Genomic DNA, 23,213 nt, shown 5'->3' with positions numbered 1-23,213 from the left:
GGCGACCGGAGGTGACCGTGCCCCTGCTGGAGCCCACGCCCGAAGCCCTGCGGCCCCGCACCACCCACCCCGCGCCGGACCGGGTGCCCGAGCGGCTGGCGGCCGGCACCCCCGAACCGCTGCGCGGCGACCTGCTCGCCCTGCTCGGCCCGGACAAGGTGCGGCACACCGTCACCGACCTGGTCCGCTACGCCTCCGACGCCAGCCCCTACCGCTTCCTGCCGCAGGTCGTGGTGGTCGCCGAGACCGCCGAGGACGTCGCCGCGGTGTTCTCCTACGCCCGCGCCCACGGCCGCCACGTCGTCTTCCGGGCCGCCGGCACCTCCCTCAACGGCCAGGCGCAGGGCGAGGACATCCTCGTCGACGTCCGCCGCCACTGGTCCGGGATCGAGGTGCTGGACGACGGCGCCCGGGCCCGGATCCGGCCCGGCACCACCGTCGTACGGGCCAATGCGGCGCTGGCCCGGCACGGCCGGCTGCTGGGCCCCGACCCGGCCAGCGCCATCGCCTGCACCGTGGGCGGGGTGGTCGCCAACAACGCCTCCGGGATGACCGCCGGCACCACCCGCAACTCCTATCGCACGCTGGCCTCACTGACCTTCGTGCTGCCGTCCGGCACCGTCGTCGACACCGCCCGCCCGGACGCCGACGCCCGGCTGGCCCGCGCCGAACCGGTGCTCTGCACCGAACTCCTGGCCCTGAAGGCCGAGATCGAGGCGGACCCGGAGCTGGTGGCCCGGATCCGCGCGAAGTACACGCTCAAGAACACCAACGGCTATCGCTTGGACGCCCTCCTCGACGGGCGGACGCCGGTGGAGATCCTGCGCGGGCTGATGGTCGGCTCCGAGGGCACCCTCGGCTTCATCGCCGAGACGGTCTTCACCACCCTGCCGCTGGACCGGCACACCTCCACCGCGCTCCTCTTCTTCCCCTCCCTCGCCGCCGCGGCCGCCGCCGTCCCCCGCTTCAACGAGGCGGGCGCGCGGGCCGTGGAGCTGATGGACGGCAACACCCTGCGCGCGTCGGTGAGCGTGCCCGGGGTGCCCGCCGACTGGGCGGAGCTGCCCAAGGAGACCGCGGCCCTGCTGGTGGAGTTCCGGGCACCGGACGAGGCCGCGCAGCGGGCGTACGAGGAAGCGGCGGCGCGGGTGCTGGCCGGGCTGGAACTGGTCGCCCCGGTGCCGTCGGTCGGCAACGCCTTCACCCGGGACCCGGCCGTCAGCGGCGGCTACTGGCGGGCCCGCAAGGCGTTCGTCACCGCGGTCGGCGGCTCCCGGCCGTCCGGGACGACCCTGATCACCGAGGACTTCGCGGTCCCGCCGGCCCGGCTCGCCGACGCCTGCACCGCGCTGCTGGAACTCCAGGCCCGGCACGGCTTCGACGCCGCGGTCGCCGGCCACGCCGCCCACGGCAATCTGCACTTCCTGCTCGCCTTCGACGCCGCCGACCCCGACGACGTGGCCCGCTACGCCGCCTTCATGGACGACTTCTGCCGGCTGACCGTCGAGCGGTTCGACGGCTCGCTGAAGGCCGAGCACGCCACCGGCCGCAACATCGCCCCGTTCCTGGAGTTGGAATGGGGCCCGCGCGCCACCGCGTCGATGTGGCGGATCAAGGAGATCGTGGACCCCCGCGGCATCCTCGCCCCGCGCGTCCTCCTGGACCGCGACCCACGCGCCCACCTGCGCGGTCTGAAGGCGATCCCGCAGGTCGAGGCGGTCGCCGACCCGTGCATCGAGTGCGGCTTCTGCGAACCGACCTGCCCCAGCGAGGACCTGACCACCACCCCCCGCCAACGCATCGTGCTGCGCCGCGAGATGCTCCGCCAGCCGGCCCGCTCCGCGGTGAACGACGCGCTGCTGGACGCCTACGGCTACGCCGCGGTGGACACCTGCGCCGGCGACTCCACCTGCAAGCTGGCCTGCCCGGTGGGCATCGACACCGGCGCGCTGATGAAGGACTTCCGGCACCGCCGGCACTCCCCGCGCGAGGAGCGGATCGCCGAGCGCACCGCCCGGCACTTCGCCGTGGTCGAGCGGGCGGCCCGGCTCGCGGTGGCCGCCGCCGACCGGCTCGACGACCGGTGGCTGACCGCGGCGACCGGCGCCGCCCGCCGGGCCGTCCGCCCCGACCTGGTGCCGGAGTGGCTGCCGCAGATCCCCGGCGCCGCGGCCCGCCGGCTGCCCGCCACGCAGCGCGCCGGCGCGACCGCCGTGTACTACCCGGCCTGTGTGAACCGGATCTTCGGCGAACCCGCCGGCCACCACGGCCCGTCCCTCCCCGAGGCGGTGGTGGCGCTCGGCCGGCGGGCCGGCCGCCCGGTGTGGATCCCGCCGGACGTCACCGGCACCTGCTGCGCCACCATCTGGCACTCCAAGGGCTACGAGCGGGGCAACCGGCTGATGGCCGACCGCATCGTCGAGGCGGCCTGGGGCTGGACGGCCGGCGGGCAGCTGCCGCTGGTGGTGGACGCCTCCTCCTGCACCCTCGGCCTGGCCCACGAAGTGGCGCCCCACCTCACGCCGTTCAACCGCTCCCTGCACGCCGAACTGACCGTCGTCGACTCCGTCGTCTGGGCCGCCGACCTCCTCCCCCGTCTGGAGATCCACCGCACCCTGGGCTCCGCGGTCCTCCACCCCACCTGCGCCATGCAGCATCTGGGCGACGAGGATCAGCTGCGGCGGGTCGCCGAGGCGTGCGCCCGCGAGGTGGTGGTCCCGGACGACGCGGGCTGCTGCGCCTTCGCCGGCGACCGCGGCCTGCTCCACCGGGAGTTGACCGAGTCCGCCACCGCGAAGGAGGCGGCCGAGGTCACCGCCCGCCCCTTCGACGCCCACCTCTCGGCGAACCGCATGTGCGAGATCGGCATGGACCACGCCACGGACGGCCGAGGCTACCGCTCGGCCCTGCTGTCCCTGGAGTGGGCGACCCGCCCATCCGCCCCGTCCGGCGACAACCCCGGCCCGTCCGACGACGACTCCAGCCCGTCCGGCGTTTGAGGACGAGCGAGCGTCAGCGAGTGATATGCAGCGCCACGGCACTGTGCCCGGGCACGGTCAGCTGCGCCGAACCATCCTGCCCGACCGTGACGGTATGCCCGTCGCACGCCGCCGGATCCGCCGCGACGACGTCGCAATACGTGCCGGCCGGCAACGACGTCGCAAACGTCCGACTCACCGCCCCGTCCCCGGAGTTGATCGCGACGAACCCCGCCGACCCCCGTCCGAAAGCGATGGCACTGGCCCCGTTGTCCCACCAGTTGTTCAGCTCCGCCGCCCCCACCGCGTTGCGGAACCCCACCATCCCGGTGATCTCCCGCTTGGCGTGTTCGTCGGTCCAGCCGGCGGCGCCGGAGGCGGGCGGACCGGCGTCCTTGTCGGTCCACTCGTAGCCGGAGTAGACGTTCGGCGAACCGTACGGCGAGGCGAGCATGAAGACGTTGGCGAGGGTGTAGGCCGCACCGTCCTTGTACGTCAGGGTCGAACCGTTCCGCTCGGTGTCCCAGTTGTCGACGAACGTCCGGGCCCGGTCGCCGCCGAGCTTGCCGTCCGCGACCGACTTGAGCTGGGCGAGGTTGCCGCTCCGGAAGGCGCTCTTGAGGTGGGTGCCGTAGCGGAACTCGTCGACGTCGCCGGTGCCGGTGTACTCGTCGGGCTGGACCGCCTCGCCGGCACCGTAGACGACCTCCTGCACCCAGTAGCCGGGGTCCTTCATCTTGCCCTTGACGGCGGCGAGATCGGTGGCGGCGATGTGCTTGGCGGCGTCGATCCGGAAGCCGTCCACGCCCAGTGACCGCAGGTCGTCGAGGTACTTGGCGATCGTGGTGCGGACGTAGTCGCTGCCGGTGTCGAGGTCGGCCAGGCCGACCAGTTCGCAGTTCTGGACGTCGCCGCGGTCGGTGTAGTCGGAGATCGGCTTGCGGCAGCCGTGGAAGTCCTGGTCCTGGTAGTAGCCGGGGTAGTTGTACTTGGTGTACCGGGTGCCGCCGGTGCCGGTGCCCGATCCGGCCGACATGTGGTTGACGACGGCGTCGGCGATGACCTTGACGCCGGCCGTGTGGCAGCTGCGGATCATGGCGGCGAACGCGTCGCGGTCCCCCAGCCGGCCGGCGATCTTGTAGCTGACCGGCTGGTACGAGGTCCACCACTGGTCGCCCTGGATGTGCTCGGAGGCGGGCGAGACCTCGACGTATCCGTAGCCGGCCGGGCCGAGTTGGCCGGTGCAGGCCCTGGCGACGTCGGCGTACTTCCACTCGAAGAGGGTGGCGGTGACGGTCCGGTCGCCGGGCGGGGTGGCCTGCGAGGGCCAGGGGGCGAAGGCGGCGAGACCGACCGCGGCCAGCGCCCCGGCCAGCGTCCTGCCCCGTGCCCGGTAACGGCGCCACCGGTGCGGCTCCTTCGGCACTGCGCGGTCGCGGTTCCTGTGTCGCTGCATCGTTGCGGCTCCTTCGTCATGGGGCACGGGGACCGCGCCCACGAGAGCAGCCACGCGCCAGGCCGCCATGGGGGGATTCCGCTTCGGAGCCTGCCTTTTCGTGCGTGGACACGTCAAGGTTTTCGGCAAGGCTTTTCAGGCTCTTGCGAAAGACGCTGACGGCTCCGGTCGGGGCAGCACGGCCGGCACCTCCGTGGATGCCCCAAGAGTCCAAGTACGCGAACCAGGAGTCCAATGGGCCCTCTTGTGCCCCGGGCCACCCAACCGTCAGGGTCCTCACCGAGGTTCACGACTGTCCCGCGTTCGATCCGCTTCCTTGGAGGACCGATGCACGAGGCACCACCGCAGAGCCAGGAGCCCGAAGAGACCGGCCCCAGCCGCCGTTCGGTCCTGTGGACCGCCGGCGCGGCGGGCGCCGGACTGGGGCTCGCCGGACTGGGCACCGGACCGGCGGCCGCGGCCGCACCCGGGGCGGCCGGACCGGACCGGGCCGCCGCCCCGGCCCCGAAGCCCGGCGGCCGGACCATGATCGGGGTACCGTTCGAGCCGCACCGCACGGTCCGCGTCGGCCTCATCGGGCTCGGCAACCGCGGCGGCAGCATGATCGACCTCTTCCTGGCGATGCCGGACGTCCGGGTCGTGGCCCTCTGCGACCCGGTCAAGGACAAGGTCGCCGCGGCCGCCGCGAAGGTCACCAGGGCCGGGCAGCCGGCGCCCGCCGTCTACACCAACGGCGACCACGACTTCGAGAACCTCTGCGGACGCACCGACATCGACTTCGTCTACGCGGCGACGCCCTGGGACTGGCACTTCGAGATGGCGCGGACCGCCATGCTCAACGGCAAGCACGTCGGCACCGAATGCCCGCTGGCGCTGCGCCTGGAACAGCTGTGGGAGCTGGTCGACCTCTCCGAGCGCACCCGCAGACACTGCCTGCAACTGGAGAACTGCTGCTACGGCAGAAACGAGATGCGGGTGCTGCGGATGGCACACGCCGGCCTCTTCGGCGAACTGCTGCACGGCGCCGGGGCGTACATCCACGACCTGCGGGGGCTGATGTTCGACCCCACGTACTACGAGGGCCCGTGGCGGCGGCTGTGGCACACCCGGCTGCGCGGCGACCTCTACCCCAACCACGGGTTCGGGCCGGTCGCCAACTACATGGACGTCAACCGCGGTGACCGGGTGGTGCGGATCTCCAGCTTCGGCACACCGGCGCGGGGCCTGGCCGCGTACCGCAAGGAGCACATGCCGCCCGGCGATCCCAGCTGGAAGGAGTCCTACATCGAGAGCGACCGGACGATCAGCCTGCTACAGACCGCCAAGGGGCGGGTGATCCGGCTGGAGCACGATGTCTCCACGCCGCACCCGTACAGCCGGATCAACAGCCTCGGCGGGACGAAGGGACTCTTCGAGGACTACCCCGAGCGGATCTACCTGGAGCCCGACCAGGGCAACGACGAGTGGGGCGACTTCGGCCGGTACGCGGAGTGGGACCACTGGCTGTGGAAGGAGCACGCCAACCCGCCCGGTGGCCACGGCGGTATGGACTACATGCTCGTCCTGCGGCTGACGCAGTGTCTGAAACTGGGTCTGGTACCGGACTTCGACGTCTACGACGCGGCGACGTGGTCGGCACCACTGCCGCTCAGCGACCGCTCGATCAGGGCACAGGGCGCCCCGCAGGAGATCCCGGACTTCACCCGGGGACTGTGGCGCAAGGCACGGCCCGGGATGGACTCGCAGAAGCCCGCCGGGTAACGGGGGCGCGGGCCTCCGCCGGACGGTACGGGGCCCGATGGCGGGCAATCCACCACCGGGCCCCGGGAGTTCACGCCCTCCCCGGGGGTGCGTCCGGCACGCGGGTCACTTCTCGCCGGAGGCGAGGGCGGCGCCGTCCGGCTCGTCCCGGTCGACGGGTGCGGTGGCCGACTGCTGCCGTACCCGGCCGGACGGGGCGGCGCCGGCCAGCACCTGCTTCGCCGTCACCCGGTCCAGCGCACCCTCCCAGCGGGACACCGCGAAGACCGCGACGCAGTTGCCGAGCAGGTTGGTCGCCACCCGCATGGAGTCCATGATCCGGTCGACGCCGAGCAGCAGGGCGACCGCGGCGGCCGGGATGACGCCCAGCGCGGAGGCGGTCGCGGACAGTGCCAGGAACGCCGAACCGGGCACCCCCGCCATGCCCTTGCTGGTCAGCATCAGCACCAGGACGACGGTGATCTGCTGGCCGAGCGAGAGGTGCACGCCGATGGCCTGGGCGATGAAGAGCGTCCCGACGGAGAGGTAGATGGCGGCGCCGTCGAGGTTGAAGGAGTAGCCGGTGGGCAGCACCAGACCGACCGCGTCGTCCCGGCAGCCGGCCGCCCGCAGCTTCTGCATCATCAAGCGGCATCACCGTCTCGCTGGAGCCGGTGCCCAGCGCCAGCAGCAGCTCCTCGCGGGTGTAGCGGACGAACTTCCACAGGCTGAGCCCGGTGACGGCCTTGAGGGCCAGCCCCAGCAGCACGAGGAAGACCAGCGCGACGCCGTAGCAGACCGCGATCAGCTTGCCGTACGTCGACATCGCGCCCAGCCCGTACTGGCCGACGAGATGGGCGGTGGCCCCGAAGACGGCGAGCGGGGCGAGCCGCATGAGGTAGCCGACGATGGTGAAGACCACGTCCTGGGTCTGCTCGATCAGCGGCAGCAACTGGGGCACCCGCTTCTGCCCGAGGTGCAGCAGCGCCGCGCCCACCAGGCAGGCCAGGACCAGCACCTGGAGCAGCGAGTTCTCGGCGAACGCGCCGACCGCGCTGTTGGGCAGCGCCTCCAGGACGAACTGGGCCGGGGAGGGCAGTTTTCCGCCACCGGTCTTCGCGTCCACCGCCCCCTTGTCGAGGGAGGCCGGATCGACGTGCATCCCGGCGCCCGGGCTGAAGACGTTGCCCGCCAACAGGCCCACGACCAGGGCAATGCTGGTCGCCACCTCGAACCAGATCAGCGCCTTGACGCCGATCCGGCCGAACGACCTGAGGTCCCCGGCCTTGGTGATCCCGGCGACGACGACGCAGAAGACGAGCGGGGAGATGACCGCCTTGATGAGGCGGACGAAGCCGTCGCCGAGCGGTTGGAGCGAGGTGCCCGCCTGCGGCCAGAGGCGCCCGACCAGGACACCGAGCAGCAGGGCGAGCAGCACCTGGACGAACAGGCTGGTACGCAGCACCCGCCCGGCGCGGCGGGCGAGGCTTCCGGTGGCGTGCGGCACAGGCACTCCTCCATGGACGGGTTTTGAAATGCGGAAACAAACTTCCGCGGCCCGTCACTATGGCCGGTTGTCGTTACTGCCGAAAGAGGACCGTGCAACTTCCCCGGAAATCTTGGAGCTTGATCCAAGGAGCGGCCGCCGCCCACCTTCCGTCCGCCGCCCCCCTGGCTGCTGCGCGCCGACCGTTGCCCGCCGCCCTCCGGGGCGGGAGCAGCGGGTTCAGCCGGCGAGATGCGCCCGGTCCCCCATCACCACCACCGGGTGCCGCGCCGGATCGAGCGCCCGCAGCAGCGCCTCCATCGCGGACTTCGCCACGCTGACACAGGCCGACGTCCCGCTGCCGTGGTCCAGATGGAGCCAGACCCCGCCGCCCTTGGACTGCCCCTGAGGACGCGTGGGATCCAACGGGGACGTCCCGGCGACCCGGTTGTAGTCGATGGCCACCACGTAGTCGAAGTCGTGGCGGGTGTTCTTCGACCAGTAGGCGGGCGGGGTGAAGGCCGTCGAGTGCGTGTAGGGCAGCCGGGTCCCGGGATCGGGCAGCACACCGCCCGCGTCGGTCAGCGCGAAGACCCCGACCGGGCTGCGCTGGTCGTCCTCGTGGTGGTCCACCGTCCAGCCGCGCCGTCCGTTGTGCGCCGGCCAACTGCCCTTGCGGACCCACCCGTCGGCGCCCTTCTCGTACAACTCCACCGTCGAGTCCGGGGAGTCGGGCCCCGCGCCGTGGACCGCGACGACCTGACGGGTGGCGGCCGGGATCCGCGAACGGAGGGCGGGGCCGACCTCGGGGATCTCCCCGCGGCGGCTGGTGTCCGAGCCCGCGGCGGCCGCACCCCCGCCGGGACGCTCGAGCGCGCCGGCCCCCTTGCCCCCGGAACCCCTGCCGTCCTGGCCGTTCCTGCCGTCCTCGCCACCGGCTCCGCACCCCGCCAGGAGGACCGTCGCCGCCGCGGCCACCGCCGCCGCCCGTACCGCACCACGCACTGTCCGCATGCCGTCCATGCTGCCACCACCCGCTGACAACCGGTCAGCCGCCGGGCCCGCCGTCCTGCACGAACGCGGGAGATCCCTCGGCTTTACCTCCTTTCAGGGAAAACCGTTTGAAGTCGGGCCGCCCGGCACGCCACCCTTCCCTGTGCCTCCGCTCGCGCCGGGGCCCGCCATCGCGGGGCGCGAGGCCATATCGGCCTGCCCGGAGGACGCGCCACCGCCCCACCGCCGACGACCACACCACCTCCCCCGGTCCGCCGAGACGCTCGGCCGACCTCCACTCGCCGCGACGACTCCTTGGACATCATGCGCATTCGCGATCTTCCCCACCCCGACCCCGGCGTCCCCGACGTCCGCACGGGCGGCAGATTCCTCGTGTGGCTGTGCCGTCAGCAACTCGGCGGGCACGCCAAGGCCCTCTTCTGGGGGCTGGTGCACATGGCCGCGACGGCCGCGTTCCCGCTGCCGGTGGGCCTCGCCGTGCAGGCCGCGGTGGACGGCGACGGGGCCCGGCTGGCGCTGGCGGGCGGCCTGCTGGCGCTGCTCGGCGCGCTGGTCGCGGCCGGCGACGTCATGCTGCACCGCGCGGCCGTGGCCAACTGGATCGTCACGGTGGCCCGGATGCAGCAGCTGCTCGCCCGCAAGACCGCGGAACTGGGCGGGGCGATGACCCGGCGGGTGGCGGCCGGCGAGATCGTCGCCGTCAGCACCGGCGACCTGGAGCGCATCGGATGGTTCGTCGAGACGCTTTCCCGTTTCGGCGCGGCCCTGGTGGCCTCGGTCGGCGTCTGCCTGGCACTCGTCGTCTACCAGCCGCAGTTGGGTTTCATCGTGGCCCTCGGCACGCCCCTGCTGGCCCTGGCCGTCCTCCCGCTGCTGCCGCCGGCCACCCGACGCGCCGACGTCCAGCGCGAGAAGGCCGGCCGGGCCACCGAACTCGCCTCGGACGCCGTCGCCGGGCTGCGGGTGCTGCGCGGCATCGGCGGCGAGGAGCTGTTCCTCGGCCGCTACCGCAGCGCCTCCCAGGAGGTCCGCCGGGCCGCCGTCCGCAGTGCCCGCATGTGGTCGCTGATCTCGGCCATACAGGTCGCCCTGCCCGGCCTGCTGCTGATCGCGGTGGTCTGGCACGGCGTCCGGCTCGCCCTCGACGGTCGGATCACGGTCGGTGAACTCGTCACCATCTACGGCGCGGTGGCCTTCCTGCTGTACCCGCTGCGCCACTTCGAGGAGATCACCATGGCGTGGTCGTTCTCCCGTCCGTCGGCCGGGCGCACGGCACGCGTCCTGGCACTGAGCCGCCCGACCGGTGGCCGATCGGCCGGCCCCGAGGGGCTCCCCGCCGACCCGGAAGCCCTGTCCGGCGACCTCCACGACCCGGCCAGCGGGCTGACCGCCCGGGCCGGCCGGCTGACCGCCGTGGTGTGCGGCGACCCCGACGCCGCGGGACGTCTCGCCGAACGCCTCGGCGGACATCCCCCGCACACCGGCCCGACTCCGGCCATGACCGGGGCCGGGGAGAACGGTGCCGCGGTCCCGGTGGCCACCGGCGCCGACGGCCAGGAGGCGGACGACCGGAGGACGAACGACCGCGGCGCGGACGACCGCGAGACGGACGGCCACCGGGCGGACGACCGCGAAACGGAGCCGTACCGTCAGCTCTCCGTCGTCCTCGGCGGGGTCCCGCTGGACGACCTCCCCCGCGAAACCGCCCGGACCGCCGTCCTCGTCCAGGACAAGGACCCGGTGCTGCTCTCCGGGACCCTCGGCGAACTCTTCGACGTCCCGGCCTCGGGGCGGGTGACCACGGCCGCGGCGCTCGACGCGGCCCGGTGCGGGGATGTCCTGGCCGCGCTGGCCCAGGCGTCCGCCGACGACTCCGGCGACCCGATGCGCACCCACATCACCGAACGCGGCCGGTCCCTCTCCGGCGGCCAGCGCCAACGGCTGGCCCTGGCCCGCTCGTTGGTCGCCGACCCCGAGGTGCTGGTGCTGGACGAACCGACCAGCGCCGTCGACGCCCACACCGAGGCCCGGGTCGCCGACGGCCTGCGGGACATCCGGGCGGGCCGCACGACCGTGCTGCTGACCTCCAGCCCGCTGCTCCTGGACCGCGCCGACCAGGTCGTCTTCCTCCAGGAGGGCAAGGTCGCCGGTGAGGCCCCGCACCGCGAACTGCTGCGCACCCACCCCGAATACCGCGCCGTCGTCACCCGCGCACCGGACCCCGTCCCGGGCCCGCCGGCGCCCCGCCCCGACCACACCGCCCTAGAGGAGTCCGCATGATCGGCCTGGCTCCGCCGGAGCACGACCCCGGCACGCCCCGGACCGCCGCCACCCTGCCGGTGGGCTCGCCGGCGACGGTGCGCGCCTATGCCTCCGAGCTGATCCGCCGCCACCGCCGGGACTTCACCCTCCTGGCCACCGTCAACGCCGTCGCGGTCGTTGCCTCGATGGCCGGCCCGTATCTGCTCGGCGGCCTCGTCGAGGACCTGTCCGCCGGCCGCGGCGGGCAGATCCAACTCGGCCGCACACTGGCCCTGTTCGCGCTCGCCCTGGTCGTCCAGACCGTGTTCGTCCGCATGGTGCGGCTGCGCGGGGCGATGCTCGGCGAGCGGATGCTGGCGGACCTCCGCGAGGACTTCCTGGTCCGGTCGGTGGCGCTGCCGCCGGGCGTCCTGGAGCGGGCCGGCACCGGAGATCTGCTGTCCCGGATCACCACCGACATCGACCGGCTCGCCGAGGCGATGCGGGAGGCCGTGCCGCAGCTGGCGATCGGCGTCGTCTGGGCCGGTCTGCTGCTCGGCGGGCTCGCCGCCACCGCGCCGCCGCTGGCGCTGTCCGTGCTGATCGCGCTGCCGGTGCTGCTGGTCGGCTGCCGCTGGTACTTCAAGCGTGCACCGTCCGCCTACCGCTCCGAGGCCGCCGGGTACGCCGCGGTCTCGGCCGTCCTCACCGAGTCCGTGGACGCCGGCCGCACCATCGAGGCACACCGTATGGGTGCCCGCCGGATCGCCCTGTCGGAGCACCGGATCCGCACCTGGACCCAGTGGGAGCGCTACACCCTCTTCCTCCGCTCGGTGCTCTTCCCGGTCATCAACGTCACCCACGTACTGGTCCTCGGCACGGTCGTGGCGCTCGGCGGGGTGTTCGTGCTGCACGGCTGGCTCACGCCGGGGCAGCTGACCACCGGCGCGCTGCTGGCGCAGATGCTCACCGACCCCGTCAACCTCATCCTGCGCTGGTACGACGAGCTCCAGGTGGCCCAGGTGTCGCTGGCCCGGCTCGTCGGCGTGCGCGAGATCGAACCGGAGGCCGCCGACGCCTCGGTGGTCCCCGGCGGCCGGGACGTGCGCGCCGAGGACGTCAGCTTCGGTTACCGCGCCGGCGTGGACGTGCTGCGGCAGGTCTCGCTGAGTGTCCGCCCGGGCAGCCGGGTGGCGCTGGTCGGCCCGTCCGGCGCCGGGAAGTCCACCCTGGGCCGGCTGCTGGCGGGCATCTACGGCCCGCGGGCCGGCTCGGTGTCGTTGGGCGGTGCCGAGCTCTCCGCGATGCCCGTCGAACGCGTCCGGGAACACGTCGCGCTGGTCAACCAGGAGCACCACGTCTTCGTCGGCACGCTGCGGGACAACCTGCTGCTGGCCCGCACGGACGCCGCCGACGCCGAACTCTGGGCGGCGCTGGGCGCGGTGGACGCGGACGCCTGGGCCCGCGCCCTGCCCGACGGTCTGGAGACCGAGGTCGGCTCCGGTGGCACGGCCCTGACGCCGGCGCAGGCCCAGCAGATCGCGCTGGCCCGCCTCGTCCTGGCCGATCCGCACACCCTCGTACTGGACGAGGCGACCTCGCTCCTGGACCCGCGCGCCGCCCGCCACCTGGAACGTTCGCTGGGCCGGGTGCTGGACGGACGCACGGTCGTGGCCATCGCCCACCGGCTGCACACCGCCCACGACGCCGACGTCATCGCGGTCGTCGAGGACGGCCGGATCACCGAACTGGGCAGCCACCGCGACCTCGTCGCCACCGGCGGCGCCTACGCGGCACTGTGGCGCTCCTGGCACGGCTGACCCACGGCGGACGCCCGGCCCCAATCTCCACGACCCGTCAGACCCCGCCCGGCGAACCACTGCCGGGCGGGCGCCGCTCCCCCGGCTGACACCGGGCGCAGGCCCGTCGGAGCACCGCATACGCCGCAGACGCCGCAGGTGGTGCTGCGGCCATGCCCCGCGCCCCGTTCCCGGCGACTCCCCGAGGTGCCCGAGGCCCCAAGGTGCCCGACGACACGCTGCGTCACCACGACTCCGCCCACCCGGACCGGTGCCACCACGTCCGGTCTCCTCACGCACTGTCAGCGAACCGGCCGCGGAGGCACCACCGCCTGTCGGCCAGCGGCCGGCGGCGCTCCGGTCGCCTACACGCCACATCCACCATTTCGGCCGGCTCTGCCGTTTCGGCGGAGCCGGCCGACACCGACGAAAGTGCGGCCCTTGCGCAGGTGACGCCCCACGAGGCCGCAGGGCGCGACTCGGCAACGGCACCGGACCGGGGCACCGGCCCGGCCCGATCGCACAGATCAGACGGATCAGGGGGACCAGAGCGGTCGGACAGATCAGATGTAGCCCATCGCCCCCAGGGCGCCGATCCCGCCCAGCAGCATGAACGCCGGCATCAGCACCTTCAGTTCCACCCAGCTGCCGGCCCGGAAGCGCATCGGCTTCGGCGTGCCCAGCGGGTACCAGCGCTTGCGGCCGATCGGGATGGGCCACAGAATCGGGCAGCCCGAGACCGTCAGCGCGTCGCCGATGTCGTGCACCAGCGCACCCAGCATGATCGGCAGGCCGAGCCAGAGGTACTGCTGCCCCGGCTCGGCGAACAGCCAGCTCGCGCCCTGCCCCGGCTGGTCCATCACCTCGGCCAGTATCCACGCCGACGCCGCGCCGAGCAGCCACACCAGCACATCGCTGGAGACCCGCGCCGCCCGCCACAGCAGCCCTTCGATGGCGAGCACCATGTGCACGAAGAGGATGCCGAGCACCGCCCAGCGCCCGCCCACCATGGCCAGCAGCGACATCCCGCCGCCGACCAGCACCGCCCACAGCCAGGTGTGGGTCAGCGTCCGGTGGCCGCCCGCACGGTGCGAGTCGCCGCGCATCTTGGTCGCCTTGTAGACAGCGTGCGAGAGGGTGTCGACGATCTCGCACAGCCCACGCGAGAGCGGCCCGAAGGCGCGCGAGATCGTGGCAGCCTTGTGGTCGAGGTCCGGAGCGAGGGCCGCTCCGGCACAGATCAAGGCACCGCTGACCAAAACGGGCCACGGCATCGGATAACCGGCGCCGTAGGCCGCCGCCCCCACCCCCAGCCAGGCCGCGGCTCCGGACAGCGAGTGCGCCGGTCCCATCATGGTCGTTCCCCACCCCTTGTTCTGCGCTTCTGACGCCTGATCGGCAACTCAGCGTAGCGTCAGATGATCTCCGGGAGTGGAGCGGGTGCCACACCGCGGCACGACCGGGCGACGCACTGAACACGATCCGTACACGCCCGTGCGCGAGGGGTCCGGGTCCCGCCGCGCGGGGGTGCCGATCCAGCCTCCGGAGCCGCCGCCGGGGCCCGGTTGATCTCCTTCCGGAGCACCAGTTCCCGGATCCGGGCCGAAGGCAGGCAGTATGGGGGGCGTGACCCTCATCGATCATCTGCCGAACACCGCCGACCCCGACGCCCTCTTCGAAGCCTTTTCGGGCTGGGCCGAACAGCAGGGCATCGCGCTCTACCCTGCCCAGGAGGAGGCGCTGATCGAAGTGGTCTCGGGGGCGAACGTCATCCTGTCCACCCCCACCGGCTCCGGGAAGAGCCTGGTGGCGGCCGGCGCGCACTTCACCGCCCTCGCCAACGACCAGGTCACCTTCTACACCGCGCCCATCAAGGCGCTGGTCTCGGAGAAGTTCTTCGACCTGTGCAAGCTCTTCGGCACCGAGAACGTCGGCATGCTCACCGGCGACGCCTCGGTCAACTCCGACGCCCCGGTGATCTGCTGCACCGCCGAGGTGCTCGCCTCGATCGCGCTGCGTGACGGCAAGCACGCCGACATCGGCCAGGTCGTGATGGACGAGTTCCACTTCTACGCCGAACCGGACCGCGGCTGGGCCTGGCAGATCCCGCTGCTGGAGCTGCCGCAGGCGCAGTTCGTGCTGATGTCGGCGACGCTCGGCGACATGTCGCGCTTCGAGGAGGACCTGACCCGGCGCACCGGCAAGCCCACCGCGGTGGTCCGCTCCGCGACCCGGCCCGTGCCGCTGTCGTACGAGTACCGCAGCTCGGCGATGACGGAGACGCTGACCGAGCTGCTGGAGACCCGCCAGTCCCCGGTCTACATCGTGCACTTCACCCAGGCCGCCGCCGTGGAACGGGCGCAGGCGCTGATGAGCATCAACATGTGCACCCGCGCCGAGAAGGACGAGATCGCCAAGCTCATCGGCAACTTCCGGTTCACCACCAAGTTCGGGCGGAACCTCTCCCGGTTCGTCCGGCACGGCATCGGCGTACACCATGCGGGCATGCTGCCGAAGTACCGGCGGCTGGTGGAGAAGCTGGCGCAGGCCGGTCTGCTCAAGGTGATCTGCGGCACCGACACGCTCGGCGTGGGCGTCAACGTCCCCATCCGCACGGTGCTGTTCACCGCGCTGACCAAGTACGACGGGACCCGGGTGCGGACCCTGCGGGCGCGGGAGTTCCACCAGATCGCCGGGCGCGCCGGGCGGGCCGGCTTCGACACCGCGGGCTTCGTGGTGGCGCAGGCCCCGGAGCATGTCATCGAGAACGAGAAGGCGCTGGCGAAGGCCGGCGACGACCCGAAGAAGCGCCGCAAGGTGGTCCGCAAGAAGGCGCCGGAGGGCTTCGTCAACTGGAGCCAGAACACCTTCGAGAAGCTCATCGGCTCCGACCCCGAGCCGCTGACCTCGCGTTTCCGGGTGACGCACGCGATGCTGCTGTCGGTGATCGCCCGGCCGGGCAACGCCTTCGAGGCGATGCGGCGGCTGCTGGAGGACAACCACGAGCCGCGCCGGAACCAGCTGCGGCACATCCGCCGCGCCATCGCGATCTACCGCTCGCTGGTGGACGGCGGGATCGTCGAGCGGCTCCCGGAGCCGGACGCGGAGGGCCGGATCGTCCGCCTCACCGTCGACCTCCAGCAGGACTTCGCGCTCAACCAGCCGCTGTCGACGTTCGCACTGGCCGCGTTCGACCTGCTCGACCCGCAGTCGCCGTCGTACGCGCTGGACATGGTCTCGGTGGTGGAGTCCACGCTGGACGACCCGCGGCAGATCCTGGCCGCCCAGCAGAACAAGGCGCGCGGCGAGGCGGTCGCCCAGATGAAGGCCGACGGCGTCGAGTACGAGGAGCGCATGGAGCGCCTCATGGACGTCGAGTACCCCAAGCCGCTGGACGAGCTGCTCTCGCACGCCTACGGCCTCTACCGCAAGAGCCACCCGTGGGTCGGCGACCACCCGCTGTCCCCGAAGTCGGTCATCCGCGACATGTACGAACGCGCCATGACCTTCACGGAGTTCACCTCCTTCTACGAGCTGGCGCGCACCGAGGGCATCGTGCTGCGCTACCTGGCCAGTGCGTACAAGGCGCTGGACCACACCGTGCCGGACGATCTGAAGTCGGAGGACTTCCAGGACATCGTGGCGTGGCTGGGCGAGATGGTCCGCCAGGTCGACTCCAGCCTGCTGGACGAGTGGGAGCAGTTGGCGAACCCGGAGGAGGAGACCGCGGACCAGGCGGCCGAGCGGGCCGACCAGGTACGGCCGGTCACCGCCAACGCGCGGGCCTTCCGGGTGCTGGTCCGCAATGCGCTGTTCCGCCGGGTGGAGCTCGCGGCGCTGGACAAGGTCGAGGAACTCGGCGAGCTGGACGGCGAGTCCGGCTGGGACGCCGACGCCTGGGGTGACGCGATGGACGCCTACTGGGACGAGTACGAGGAGCTGGGCACCGGCCCGGACGCCCGCGGCCCGAAACTCCTGCGGATCGAGGAGGACACCGCGCACGGGCTGTGGCGGGTGCGGCAGACTTTCGCCGATCCGAAGGGCGACCACGACTGGGGCATCTCGGCCGAGGTGGACCTGGCAGCGTCCGACGAGGAGGGGCGCGCGGTGGTCCGGGTCACCGACGTGGGACAGCTGTGAGCCGACGGCTTCGACCGAGGCCGCCGAAGGAGACGACGGAGGGCCACCGGTCATGACGAATCCGGCCGAGAAGCTGGTCGATCTGCTGGACCTGGAGCAGATCGAGGTGAACATCTTCCGGGGCCGCAGCCCGCACGAGAGCCTCCAGCGGGTCTTCGGCGGGCAGGTCGCCGGCCAGGCGCTGGTGGCCGCCGGGCGGACCACGGAAGGGGACCGCCCGGTCCACTCGCTGCACGCGTACTTCCTCCGGCCGGGCCGGCCGGGGGTGCCGATCGTGTACCAGGTCGAGCGGGTGCGCGACGGGCGGTCCTTCACCACGCGCCGGGTCGTCGCCGTCCAGCAGGGACGCACGATCTTCACTCTGACCGCCTCCTTCCACAAGCCGGAAACCGGCTTCGAACACCAACTGCCGATGCGCCGGGCCGTCCCCGACCCGGAAGAACTGCCGAACGTCTCGGAAGAGGTCCGCGCCCACCTGGGCGGCCTGCCCGAGGCGCTGGAGCGGATGGCCCGCAGGCAGCCGTTCGACATCCGGTACGTCGACCGGCTGCGTTGGACGCCCGACGAGATCGAGGGCGCGGAACCGCGCAGCGCGGTCTGGATGCGCGCCGTCGGCCCCCTGGGCGACGACCCGCTGGTGCACACCTGCGCCCTGACGTACGCCAGCGACATGACGCTGCTGGACGCGGTCCGCATCCCGATCGAGCCCCTGTGGGGCCCGCGTGGTTTCGACATGGCCTCCCTCGATCACGCGATGTGGTTCCACCGCCCCTTCCGGGCGGACGAGTGGTTCCTCTACGACCAGGAGTCGCCCGTCGCCACCGGCGGCCGGGGCCTGGCCCGCGGCCGCATCTACGACCGCGCCGGCCGACTGCTGGTGTCCGTCGTGCAGGAGGGGCTGTTCCGCCGGCTCGACGGGTGAGGGGCTCTTGGGCGGCGGGCGCCGGCCCCTCCTACGCTGGCCTCATGGACTTCAGCATCAGCGCGGCGGAGGAGACCGTCGTCCGGCGTCTCGCCGGCCGCCTCCGGGCGGGCGCGCCGCCCACCGACGACGACCTGGCGGACGAACTGGGCGACGAGGTCCGGCCCCTGCTGCAGTCCCTGCTGGAGAAGGGCTGGCTGGTCGTCGGCGAGGGGCGGACGCTGACCCTGTCCACCATCGCGCGGACCGTGGTGGCGGACCGCGCCGACCCCGGGGAGCCGCGCGGCTGACCGACGGCGGTCGGCATCCGCCGTCAGCCGCCCGGCGACTCTCCTGTCCGGTCCGGCTCCGCGTACCACCCCGCACCGCAGCCCGGCGGCCCCATCGGCACTACCGGCGCGGCAAGAGGTTTCTGGCCTCCGACGTCCAGACCGGGCTGTTCTCCTGGCACGCCCCCCGGCTCGACGGCCGACCGGGGCGGACCCGGCCGGGATCCTCGCGGCGGGCGGTTTCCAGGGACCGGGAGAGATTGACGCGGTACCACAGCACCTCGTCGAACTCCTCGGCCGTCAGGGTCCGTTCGAATGCCTGCCGGGCCGCCGGCGTCGCCGTGATCATCGAGGCGAGGACGGGCCGGAGGCGGCGCAGCAGGTCGCGCTCCAGCGGGTCCTCGGCCACCGAGGCGAGTTCTTCCGGCGGGAGGACGGCGGCGATCACCGCGGCCGACTCCCACGGGTCCTCGGCCCGTCCCATCAGCTGGGCGACCCGGCGGCTGCGCCACTGGCGGGCCCGCCAGTCCTGTCCGCTGGTGAGCATCACCCGCATCGCGGCGGGGGTGTTGCCCCGCAGGAGTTCGGGCTCGCGCTCGGCGAACTCGGCGATCTCCGAGGCGAGATAGAGCCAGACCACCGCGCCGAAGCGGTTCACATAGAAGCGGACGGGGCCCACGCAACCGGCCCTGGTCAGCCGCAGCGCCCGGCCGGGGCCGATACCCATCAGTGCGGCCGCCTCGTTGGTGGTGACCGCGCGGACACGAGCCCGGAGGCTCTCCGGGAAGCCCGGCTCGGCCTGGAGCCGGGCGATCTCCTCCGCCGGTACCCGGCGTCGGGCGGGCGGCCCGGCGCTTCCCGGCCGGCGGTCGGGCTCGGCCGGGACCGTCCGTACTTCTCCGAGCTGGGTGGCGAGTTCGAACTCACCGGTCCGCAGCTCGAGTTCCTGGGCGGCACGCGCCGTCGAGAGCGTCTGCCGCCCGTCACACATCACTGTCACCGTCATGGTGCTTCCCCCTGCGACTCAGTCGTCGATCACTGACGGTTACGACGATAGCCGCGGGCGGTGACAGTGTGTCAACGCTCGCCTGATGCCTGTGGATAACTCTCCGGCCGGCGGGCCGCGACGCCCAGATGCTCCCCGACGCGGTTGACCAACAGCGTCATCTCGTAGGCGATCTGGCCCATGTCGGAGTCGGCACCGGCCAGCACGCACAGGCAGCTGCCGTCCCCCGCGGCCGTCACGAACAACACCCCGTCGTCGAACTCGACCATGGTCTGGCGCACCCGCCCGACCCCGAAGTGGAGCCCCGATCCCTTCGCGAGGCTGTGCAGTCCCGAGGCGACCGCCGCCAGATGCTCGGCGTCCTCCCGCTCCAGTCCCTGGCTCGCGCTGGTCACCAGGCCGTCGTTGGACAGCACCAGGGCGTGCCGAACCTTCTCCACCCGTTTGGTCAGGTCGTCCAGCAGCCAGTCGAGTCCGCTGCTCAGTGCCATGCCCGTTCCTCCCCGTGTCCCCGTCCGCGGATGTGGCCGGACGGCAGTCCGCAGCCCGTCGCGGGCCGCCGTGCCAGCCTGTCCCACCTCCGCCGTCTCGGCAAGCGGCTCCGCGCACCGGCGTGCCCTGTACCTCCGGATTCCACCGGCGGCGAGGATGGCGGCATGGCACACACAATGACGAAGGACGAGTGGCGGGCGTTCCTTTCCGAGGGCACCCGGACCGGAAAACTGTCGACCGTGCGGGCCGACGGCAGCCCGCACATCGCGCCGGTGTGGTTCCTGTTGGACGGCGACGCGCTGGTGTTCAACACCGGCAAGGAGACGGTCAAGGGCCGCAATCTCGCCCGCGACGGCAGGGTGGCACTGTGCGTCGACGACGACCGGCCGCCGTTCGCGTTCGTGGTCGTGCAGGGCACGGCGGAGCTCGGCGAAGAGCTGTCGGAGGTCCGGCACTGGGCGACCCGGATCGCGGCCCGGTACATGGGCGAGGAGCGTGCGGAGGAGTACGGGGCCCGCAACGGCGTCCCGGGTGAACTGGTGGTGCGGGTCCGCATCGACAAGGTGGTGGCGCTCGCCGACGTCGCCGACTGAGCCCGCGGGGTGTGCGGACCCTCCGGCGTTCCCTGTCCCCGGCGAGCGGTCGGCGCTCCGTCCTCCGGGCGGTTCAGCCCACCGGCCCCGGCTGCCGGCCGGAGTGCCTCCGCCCCGCGTGCTCGACGAGCCGGACCAGCACCTCCTTGCCCGAGTCGCGGTCCCGGGCGTCGCACAGCACGACCGGCGTACCGCGGTCCAGGTCCAGGGCGCGGGAGACCTCGTCCGCCCCGTAGAACCCGGCCCCCGGGAAGCAGTTGACGGCCACCACGAACGGGAGGGCGCGGCGCTCGAAGTAGTCGACGGTCGTGAAGCAGTCCTGGAGCCGCCGGGTGTCGGCCAGCACCACGGCGCCCAGGGCGCCCTCCGACAGGTCGTCCCACAGGAACCAGAAGCGGTCCTGGCCCGGGGTGCCGAAGAGGTACAGGGAGAGCCCCGTCCTGATGGTGATCCGGCCGAAGTCCATCGCCACCGTGGTGGTGGTCTTCCCCGTCACTCCCCCGTTGTCGTCGACCACCCGGCCGGCCTCGCTGAGGCGCTCCTCGGTGCGCAGCGGGCGGATCTCGCTGACCGCGCCCACCAACGTCGTCTTGCCCGCTCCGAATCCGCCCGCGACTAAGACCTTCAGGGCCAGTTCGGGGGCGGGGGCGGGGGCTATTGCCTCCGGGGTCCCTTGTACGGCGTTCATCGGCCGTCTCCTTCGGGGTGCGGGGGGCGGGGTCGCGCGCGGCGCGGGGAGGGGGCGGATCCAGGGCGCAGCAACGGGGCCGGGGGCGGCACCGTGTGCCGTCCGGCAATCCTTGGCGAGGACCGTACCTCCCGCTGATCGGGATTTCCCCGGATTCGGGAAAGCCGTCCTGCCGTCGTTTCACGACGGGGTTTTCGGCCATGTCGCAGCGCGCGGCCGTCTCCGTACAGACGTTCCCCGGCGATGCCGTCCATGGGGAATCATGTGCGCATGACGCAGCAGCAGGCCCCCCGGTCACCGGAGCGGCACACCACGCCCACCGGGTCGAACACCTCGGCGTCGGCCGTGGAGCGCAACGGCATCGATCCGGTACCGGACACCGAGCGGCACGGCACGCCCCGTTCGCTGTTCTGGCCGTGGGCCGCCTCCGGGCTGTCGCTGCTCGGCATCGCCTATGGGATCTACGTCATGGGTCTCGGCCTCAATGCCTGGCAGGCGGTGGTGACCGGGACGGTCGGCTATGTGCTGTCGTTCGTCCTGGTCGGCCTGGTGTCGGTGGCCGGGGCGCGGACGGGGGCGCCCACCATGGCCATCGGGCGGGCCGCGTTCGGCCGGCAGGGCAACAAGCTGCCCACCGTGTTCGGTTACGTCTCCAACGTCGGCTGGGAGACGGTGCTGGTCGCGCTCTCCTCCCTGGGCGGCGCCACCGTCCTGGCGCGCGTCTCGCCGGCGCTCTTCGCCCGGGCGGACGGGCGGACGCCGACCACCGGGGCGCAGGCGCTGTGCTTCGCGGTGACCGCAGTGTCGGTGGTGGTCGTGGGCGTCTACGGGCACGCGCTGATCATGAAGGTGCAGAAGTACCTGACCGCCGCCATCACGGTGATGACCGTGGCCTACATGGTGCTGACGGCCGGCCGGATCCACCCCTCCGCGCTCCTGGAGGGCCGGCCGGGCGGCTTCGGCACGGCCGTCGGGGGCGTGGTCTTCGCGATGACCCTGCTGGGGCTGGGGTGGGTCAACTGCGGTGCGGACTACAGCCGTTACCTTCCCCTCGACAGCAGCGGCCGGGCGATCACCGGCTGGACGACTCTGGGCGGAGTGCTCGCCCCCGTGGTGCTGCTGGTCTTCGGGGTACTGCTGAACGCCGGCGACCCGAAGCTCGCCGCCGCGGCCGCCGCGGACCCCGTGGGCGCGCTCGCCGCGGCACTGCCCACGTGGTTCCTGGTGCCCTATCTGCTGACCGCCATCGGCGGGTTCGCCTCCGGGGCGATCATGGACATCTACAGCTCGGGGATGTCGCTGCTGGCCCTCGGGGTGCCCGTACGCCGGCACTTGGCGGTGCTGGTGGACGGGGCGCTGATGGCCGTCGGCGGCTGGTACGTGCTGTTCGTCTCGCCCGGTTTCTTCGCCACGTTCCAGGCGTTCCTGTCCGTCGTGGGGGTGGCGATGGCCGCGTGGACCGCGGTCTTCCTGGTGGCACGGTGGCGCGGCCGCCGCTCCCGTTCCGGGCCGTCGGCGGCACCCTCCGCAGGGTGGCCCGCGGTCCTCTCGCTCACCGTCGCCAGCGTCGTCGGGCTCGGCCTGGTCACCTCGGCCGATCCCAACATCGCCCGGGCCGTGGGTTTTCTGCTCACCGACCGTGCCGCGCACGGCACGCCGGGCGCCATGAACATCGGGGTGGTGGCCGCGCTGCTCGTCGCGGGCGTCCTCTACGCCGTCACCGCGCCGCTGGCCCACCGTCCCACCGCACCTGAGGAGACCGATGAACAGTCTGCCCACCAGTCACCCGCACGACGTCCGCGCGTTCTTCGGCGCACGCGCCGCCGGCTGGGACGCCAAGTTCCCCGATGACGGCCCCGCCTACGCCGCCGGCGTTGCCGAACTGGGCCTGTGCGAGGGTCAGCGGGTACTGGACGCCGGCTGCGGCACCGGACGCGCCCTGCCGGCCCTCAGAGCGGCCGTGGGGGCCCGTGGGACGGTACTGGGGGCCGATCTCACCCCTGAGATGCTGGTGGCCGCCGTACGGGCCGGACGCGACGCCTGTGCGGCCCTGCTGCACGCCGACGTGACCCGGCTGCCGCTGCCGTCCGCCGCGCTGGACGCGGTGTTCGGCGCCGGGCTGATCTCCCATCTGCCCGACTCCGGGGCAGGATTGGCCGAACTCGCCAGGGTGGTCCGCCCCGGTGGTCGGCTCGCGCTCTTCCACCCCGTCGGGCGGGCGGCCCTCGCGGCCCGCAAGGGGCACCCGCTCACCCCCGGCGACCTCAGGGCCGAACCCAACCTGCGTCCCCTGCTGGCCGGCAGCGGTTGGGACCTCGTCCGGTACGTCGACGAGGACGCCCGCTATCTGGCGCTGGCGGTCCGCCGGGGGTGAGGCGCCCGGACGGAC

General features: G+C 72.8%; 16 protein-coding genes and 1 pseudogene. 10 read left to right on the top strand and 7 right to left on the bottom strand.

The genetic code is table 11. The annotated features are described in order from the left end of the window. Positions 1-17 precede the first annotated feature (17 nt). Entirely contained in the window at positions 18-2,999 is a 2,982-nt protein-coding gene (locus K2224_RS28580) for an FAD-binding and (Fe-S)-binding domain-containing protein (RefSeq protein ID WP_221912005.1), read from the top strand. A gap of 13 nt (positions 3,000-3,012) precedes the next feature. Here the strand turns inward: K2224_RS28580 and K2224_RS28575 are convergent, their stop codons facing one another. Beyond that, complete coding sequence (locus K2224_RS28575) at positions 3,013-4,434, bottom strand: alpha-amylase family protein (protein WP_260693533.1); 1,422 nt, start codon at positions 4,432-4,434, stop codon at positions 3,013-3,015. 327 nt (positions 4,435-4,761) lie between these two features. On the opposite strand from K2224_RS28575, the gene K2224_RS28570 reads away from it, so the two are divergent. Further along, positions 4,762-6,195: a Gfo/Idh/MocA family protein gene (locus K2224_RS28570; RefSeq protein WP_221910089.1), complete on the top strand. Its 1,434-nt coding sequence runs from the start codon at positions 4,762-4,764 to the stop codon at positions 6,193-6,195. A 105-nt stretch (positions 6,196-6,300) separates the two neighbouring features. On the opposite strand, the pseudogene K2224_RS28565 reads toward K2224_RS28570, so the two are convergent. Together K2224_RS28565 and K2224_RS28560 are read right to left on the bottom strand one after the other, a co-directional pair. Continuing rightward, positions 6,301-7,681: pseudogene (locus K2224_RS28565) on the bottom strand (cation:dicarboxylate symporter family transporter). 219 nt (positions 7,682-7,900) lie between these two features. Next, positions 7,901-8,674 carry a hypothetical protein gene (locus tag K2224_RS28560; RefSeq protein WP_221910088.1) on the bottom strand — a complete coding sequence of 258 codons (774 nt, stop codon included), beginning with the start codon at positions 8,672-8,674 and terminating at the stop codon, positions 7,901-7,903. A gap of 303 nt (positions 8,675-8,977) precedes the next feature. On the opposite strand from K2224_RS28560, the gene K2224_RS28555 reads away from it, so the two are divergent. Together K2224_RS28555 and K2224_RS28550 are read left to right on the top strand one after the other, a co-directional pair. Beyond that, positions 8,978-10,954: an ABC transporter ATP-binding protein gene (locus K2224_RS28555; RefSeq protein ID WP_221910087.1), complete on the top strand. Its 1,977-nt coding sequence runs from the start codon at positions 8,978-8,980 to the stop codon at positions 10,952-10,954. Continuing rightward, positions 10,951-12,735: an ABC transporter ATP-binding protein gene (locus K2224_RS28550; RefSeq protein ID WP_221910086.1), complete on the top strand. Its 1,785-nt coding sequence runs from the start codon at positions 10,951-10,953 to the stop codon at positions 12,733-12,735. The genes K2224_RS28555 and K2224_RS28550 overlap by 4 nt, the downstream gene beginning before the upstream one ends. A 542-nt stretch (positions 12,736-13,277) precedes the next feature. On the opposite strand, the gene K2224_RS28545 is transcribed toward K2224_RS28550, so the two are convergent. Then, the gene (locus K2224_RS28545) at positions 13,278-14,069 is read right to left on the bottom strand and encodes a metal-dependent hydrolase (RefSeq protein WP_221910085.1); all 792 of its coding nucleotides are present in this window, start codon (positions 14,067-14,069) and stop codon (positions 13,278-13,280) included. Between the two features lie 271 nt (positions 14,070-14,340). On the opposite strand from K2224_RS28545, the gene K2224_RS28540 reads away from it, so the two are divergent. From K2224_RS28540 to K2224_RS28530, 3 genes are read left to right on the top strand one after another with little or no spacing between them, the layout of a single operon-like run. Next, the gene (locus tag K2224_RS28540; RefSeq protein ID WP_221910084.1) at positions 14,341-16,854 is read left to right on the top strand and encodes an RNA helicase; all 2,514 of its coding nucleotides are present in this window, start codon (positions 14,341-14,343) and stop codon (positions 16,852-16,854) included. 52 nt (positions 16,855-16,906) lie between these two features. Beyond that, entirely contained in the window at positions 16,907-17,776 is an 870-nt protein-coding gene (locus K2224_RS28535) for an acyl-CoA thioesterase II (protein ID WP_221910083.1), read from the top strand. A gap of 44 nt (positions 17,777-17,820) precedes the next feature. Beyond that, on the top strand, positions 17,821-18,066 hold the full coding sequence (locus K2224_RS28530; RefSeq protein WP_260693532.1) for a hypothetical protein: 246 nt from the start codon (positions 17,821-17,823) through the stop codon (positions 18,064-18,066). Positions 18,067-18,166: 100 nt separating this feature from the next. Here the strand turns inward: K2224_RS28530 and K2224_RS28525 are convergent, their stop codons facing one another. Together K2224_RS28525 and K2224_RS28520 are read right to left on the bottom strand one after the other, a co-directional pair. After that, positions 18,167-19,051 (bottom strand): DUF6397 family protein, encoded by an 885-nt coding sequence (locus tag K2224_RS28525; RefSeq protein ID WP_260693531.1) that lies wholly within the window; start codon positions 19,049-19,051, stop codon positions 18,167-18,169. 71 nt (positions 19,052-19,122) lie between these two features. Beyond that, entirely contained in the window at positions 19,123-19,542 is a 420-nt protein-coding gene (locus K2224_RS28520) for a roadblock/LC7 domain-containing protein (RefSeq protein ID WP_018542989.1), read from the bottom strand. A 165-nt stretch (positions 19,543-19,707) separates the two neighbouring features. On the opposite strand from K2224_RS28520, the gene K2224_RS28515 reads away from it, so the two are divergent. Next, positions 19,708-20,136 carry a PPOX class F420-dependent oxidoreductase gene (locus tag K2224_RS28515; RefSeq protein WP_221910081.1) on the top strand — a complete coding sequence of 143 codons (429 nt, stop codon included), beginning with the start codon at positions 19,708-19,710 and terminating at the stop codon, positions 20,134-20,136. A 73-nt stretch (positions 20,137-20,209) separates the two neighbouring features. On the opposite strand, the gene K2224_RS28510 is transcribed toward K2224_RS28515, so the two are convergent. Further along, positions 20,210-20,824: an ATP/GTP-binding protein gene (locus K2224_RS28510; RefSeq protein ID WP_221910080.1), complete on the bottom strand. Its 615-nt coding sequence runs from the start codon at positions 20,822-20,824 to the stop codon at positions 20,210-20,212. 270 nt (positions 20,825-21,094) lie between these two features. Between K2224_RS28510 and K2224_RS28505 the strand changes: the two genes are divergently transcribed. Further along, the gene (locus tag K2224_RS28505; protein ID WP_260693530.1) at positions 21,095-22,675 is read left to right on the top strand and encodes a cytosine permease; all 1,581 of its coding nucleotides are present in this window, start codon (positions 21,095-21,097) and stop codon (positions 22,673-22,675) included. Continuing rightward, positions 22,587-23,198, top strand: coding sequence for a class I SAM-dependent methyltransferase (locus K2224_RS28500; RefSeq protein WP_221910079.1), 612 nt, complete (start codon positions 22,587-22,589; stop codon positions 23,196-23,198). The genes K2224_RS28505 and K2224_RS28500 overlap by 89 nt, the downstream gene beginning before the upstream one ends. Positions 23,199-23,213: the final 15 nt, after the last annotated feature.

The organism is Streptomyces sp. BHT-5-2 (assembly GCF_019774615.1).
Taxonomy (GTDB): domain Bacteria; phylum Actinomycetota; class Actinomycetes; order Streptomycetales; family Streptomycetaceae; genus Streptomyces.
The sequence above is the reverse complement of the archived record's forward strand: the minus strand, read 5'-3'. Positions and strand labels throughout refer to the sequence as shown.

What these genes read in the sequence shown, in the direction of transcription:
- K2224_RS28560 (WP_221910088.1), bottom strand. Translation starts at nt 8,674, where the DNA reads ATGCGGACAGTGCGTGGTGCGGTACGGGCGGCGGCGGTGGCCGCGGCG.
- K2224_RS28525 (WP_260693531.1), bottom strand. Translation starts at nt 19,051, where the DNA reads ATGACGGTGACAGTGATGTGTGACGGGCGGCAGACGCTCTCGACGGCG.
- K2224_RS28500 (WP_221910079.1), top strand. Translation starts at nt 22,587, where the DNA reads ATGAACAGTCTGCCCACCAGTCACCCGCACGACGTCCGCGCGTTCTTC.
- K2224_RS28535 (WP_221910083.1), top strand. Translation starts at nt 16,907, where the DNA reads ATGACGAATCCGGCCGAGAAGCTGGTCGATCTGCTGGACCTGGAGCAG.
- K2224_RS28545 (WP_221910085.1), bottom strand. Translation starts at nt 14,069, where the DNA reads ATGATGGGACCGGCGCACTCGCTGTCCGGAGCCGCGGCCTGGCTGGGG.
- K2224_RS28530 (WP_260693532.1), top strand. Translation starts at nt 17,821, where the DNA reads ATGGACTTCAGCATCAGCGCGGCGGAGGAGACCGTCGTCCGGCGTCTC.
- K2224_RS28575 (WP_260693533.1), bottom strand. Translation starts at nt 4,434, where the DNA reads ATGCAGCGACACAGGAACCGCGACCGCGCAGTGCCGAAGGAGCCGCAC.
- K2224_RS28505 (WP_260693530.1), top strand. Translation starts at nt 21,095, where the DNA reads ATGACGCAGCAGCAGGCCCCCCGGTCACCGGAGCGGCACACCACGCCC.
- K2224_RS28555 (WP_221910087.1), top strand. Translation starts at nt 8,978, where the DNA reads ATGCGCATTCGCGATCTTCCCCACCCCGACCCCGGCGTCCCCGACGTC.
- K2224_RS28550 (WP_221910086.1), top strand. Translation starts at nt 10,951, where the DNA reads ATGATCGGCCTGGCTCCGCCGGAGCACGACCCCGGCACGCCCCGGACC.
- K2224_RS28520 (WP_018542989.1), bottom strand. Translation starts at nt 19,542, where the DNA reads ATGGCACTGAGCAGCGGACTCGACTGGCTGCTGGACGACCTGACCAAA.
- K2224_RS28510 (WP_221910080.1), bottom strand. Translation starts at nt 20,824, where the DNA reads ATGAACGCCGTACAAGGGACCCCGGAGGCAATAGCCCCCGCCCCCGCC.
- K2224_RS28570 (WP_221910089.1), top strand. Translation starts at nt 4,762, where the DNA reads ATGCACGAGGCACCACCGCAGAGCCAGGAGCCCGAAGAGACCGGCCCC.
- K2224_RS28515 (WP_221910081.1), top strand. Translation starts at nt 19,708, where the DNA reads ATGGCACACACAATGACGAAGGACGAGTGGCGGGCGTTCCTTTCCGAG.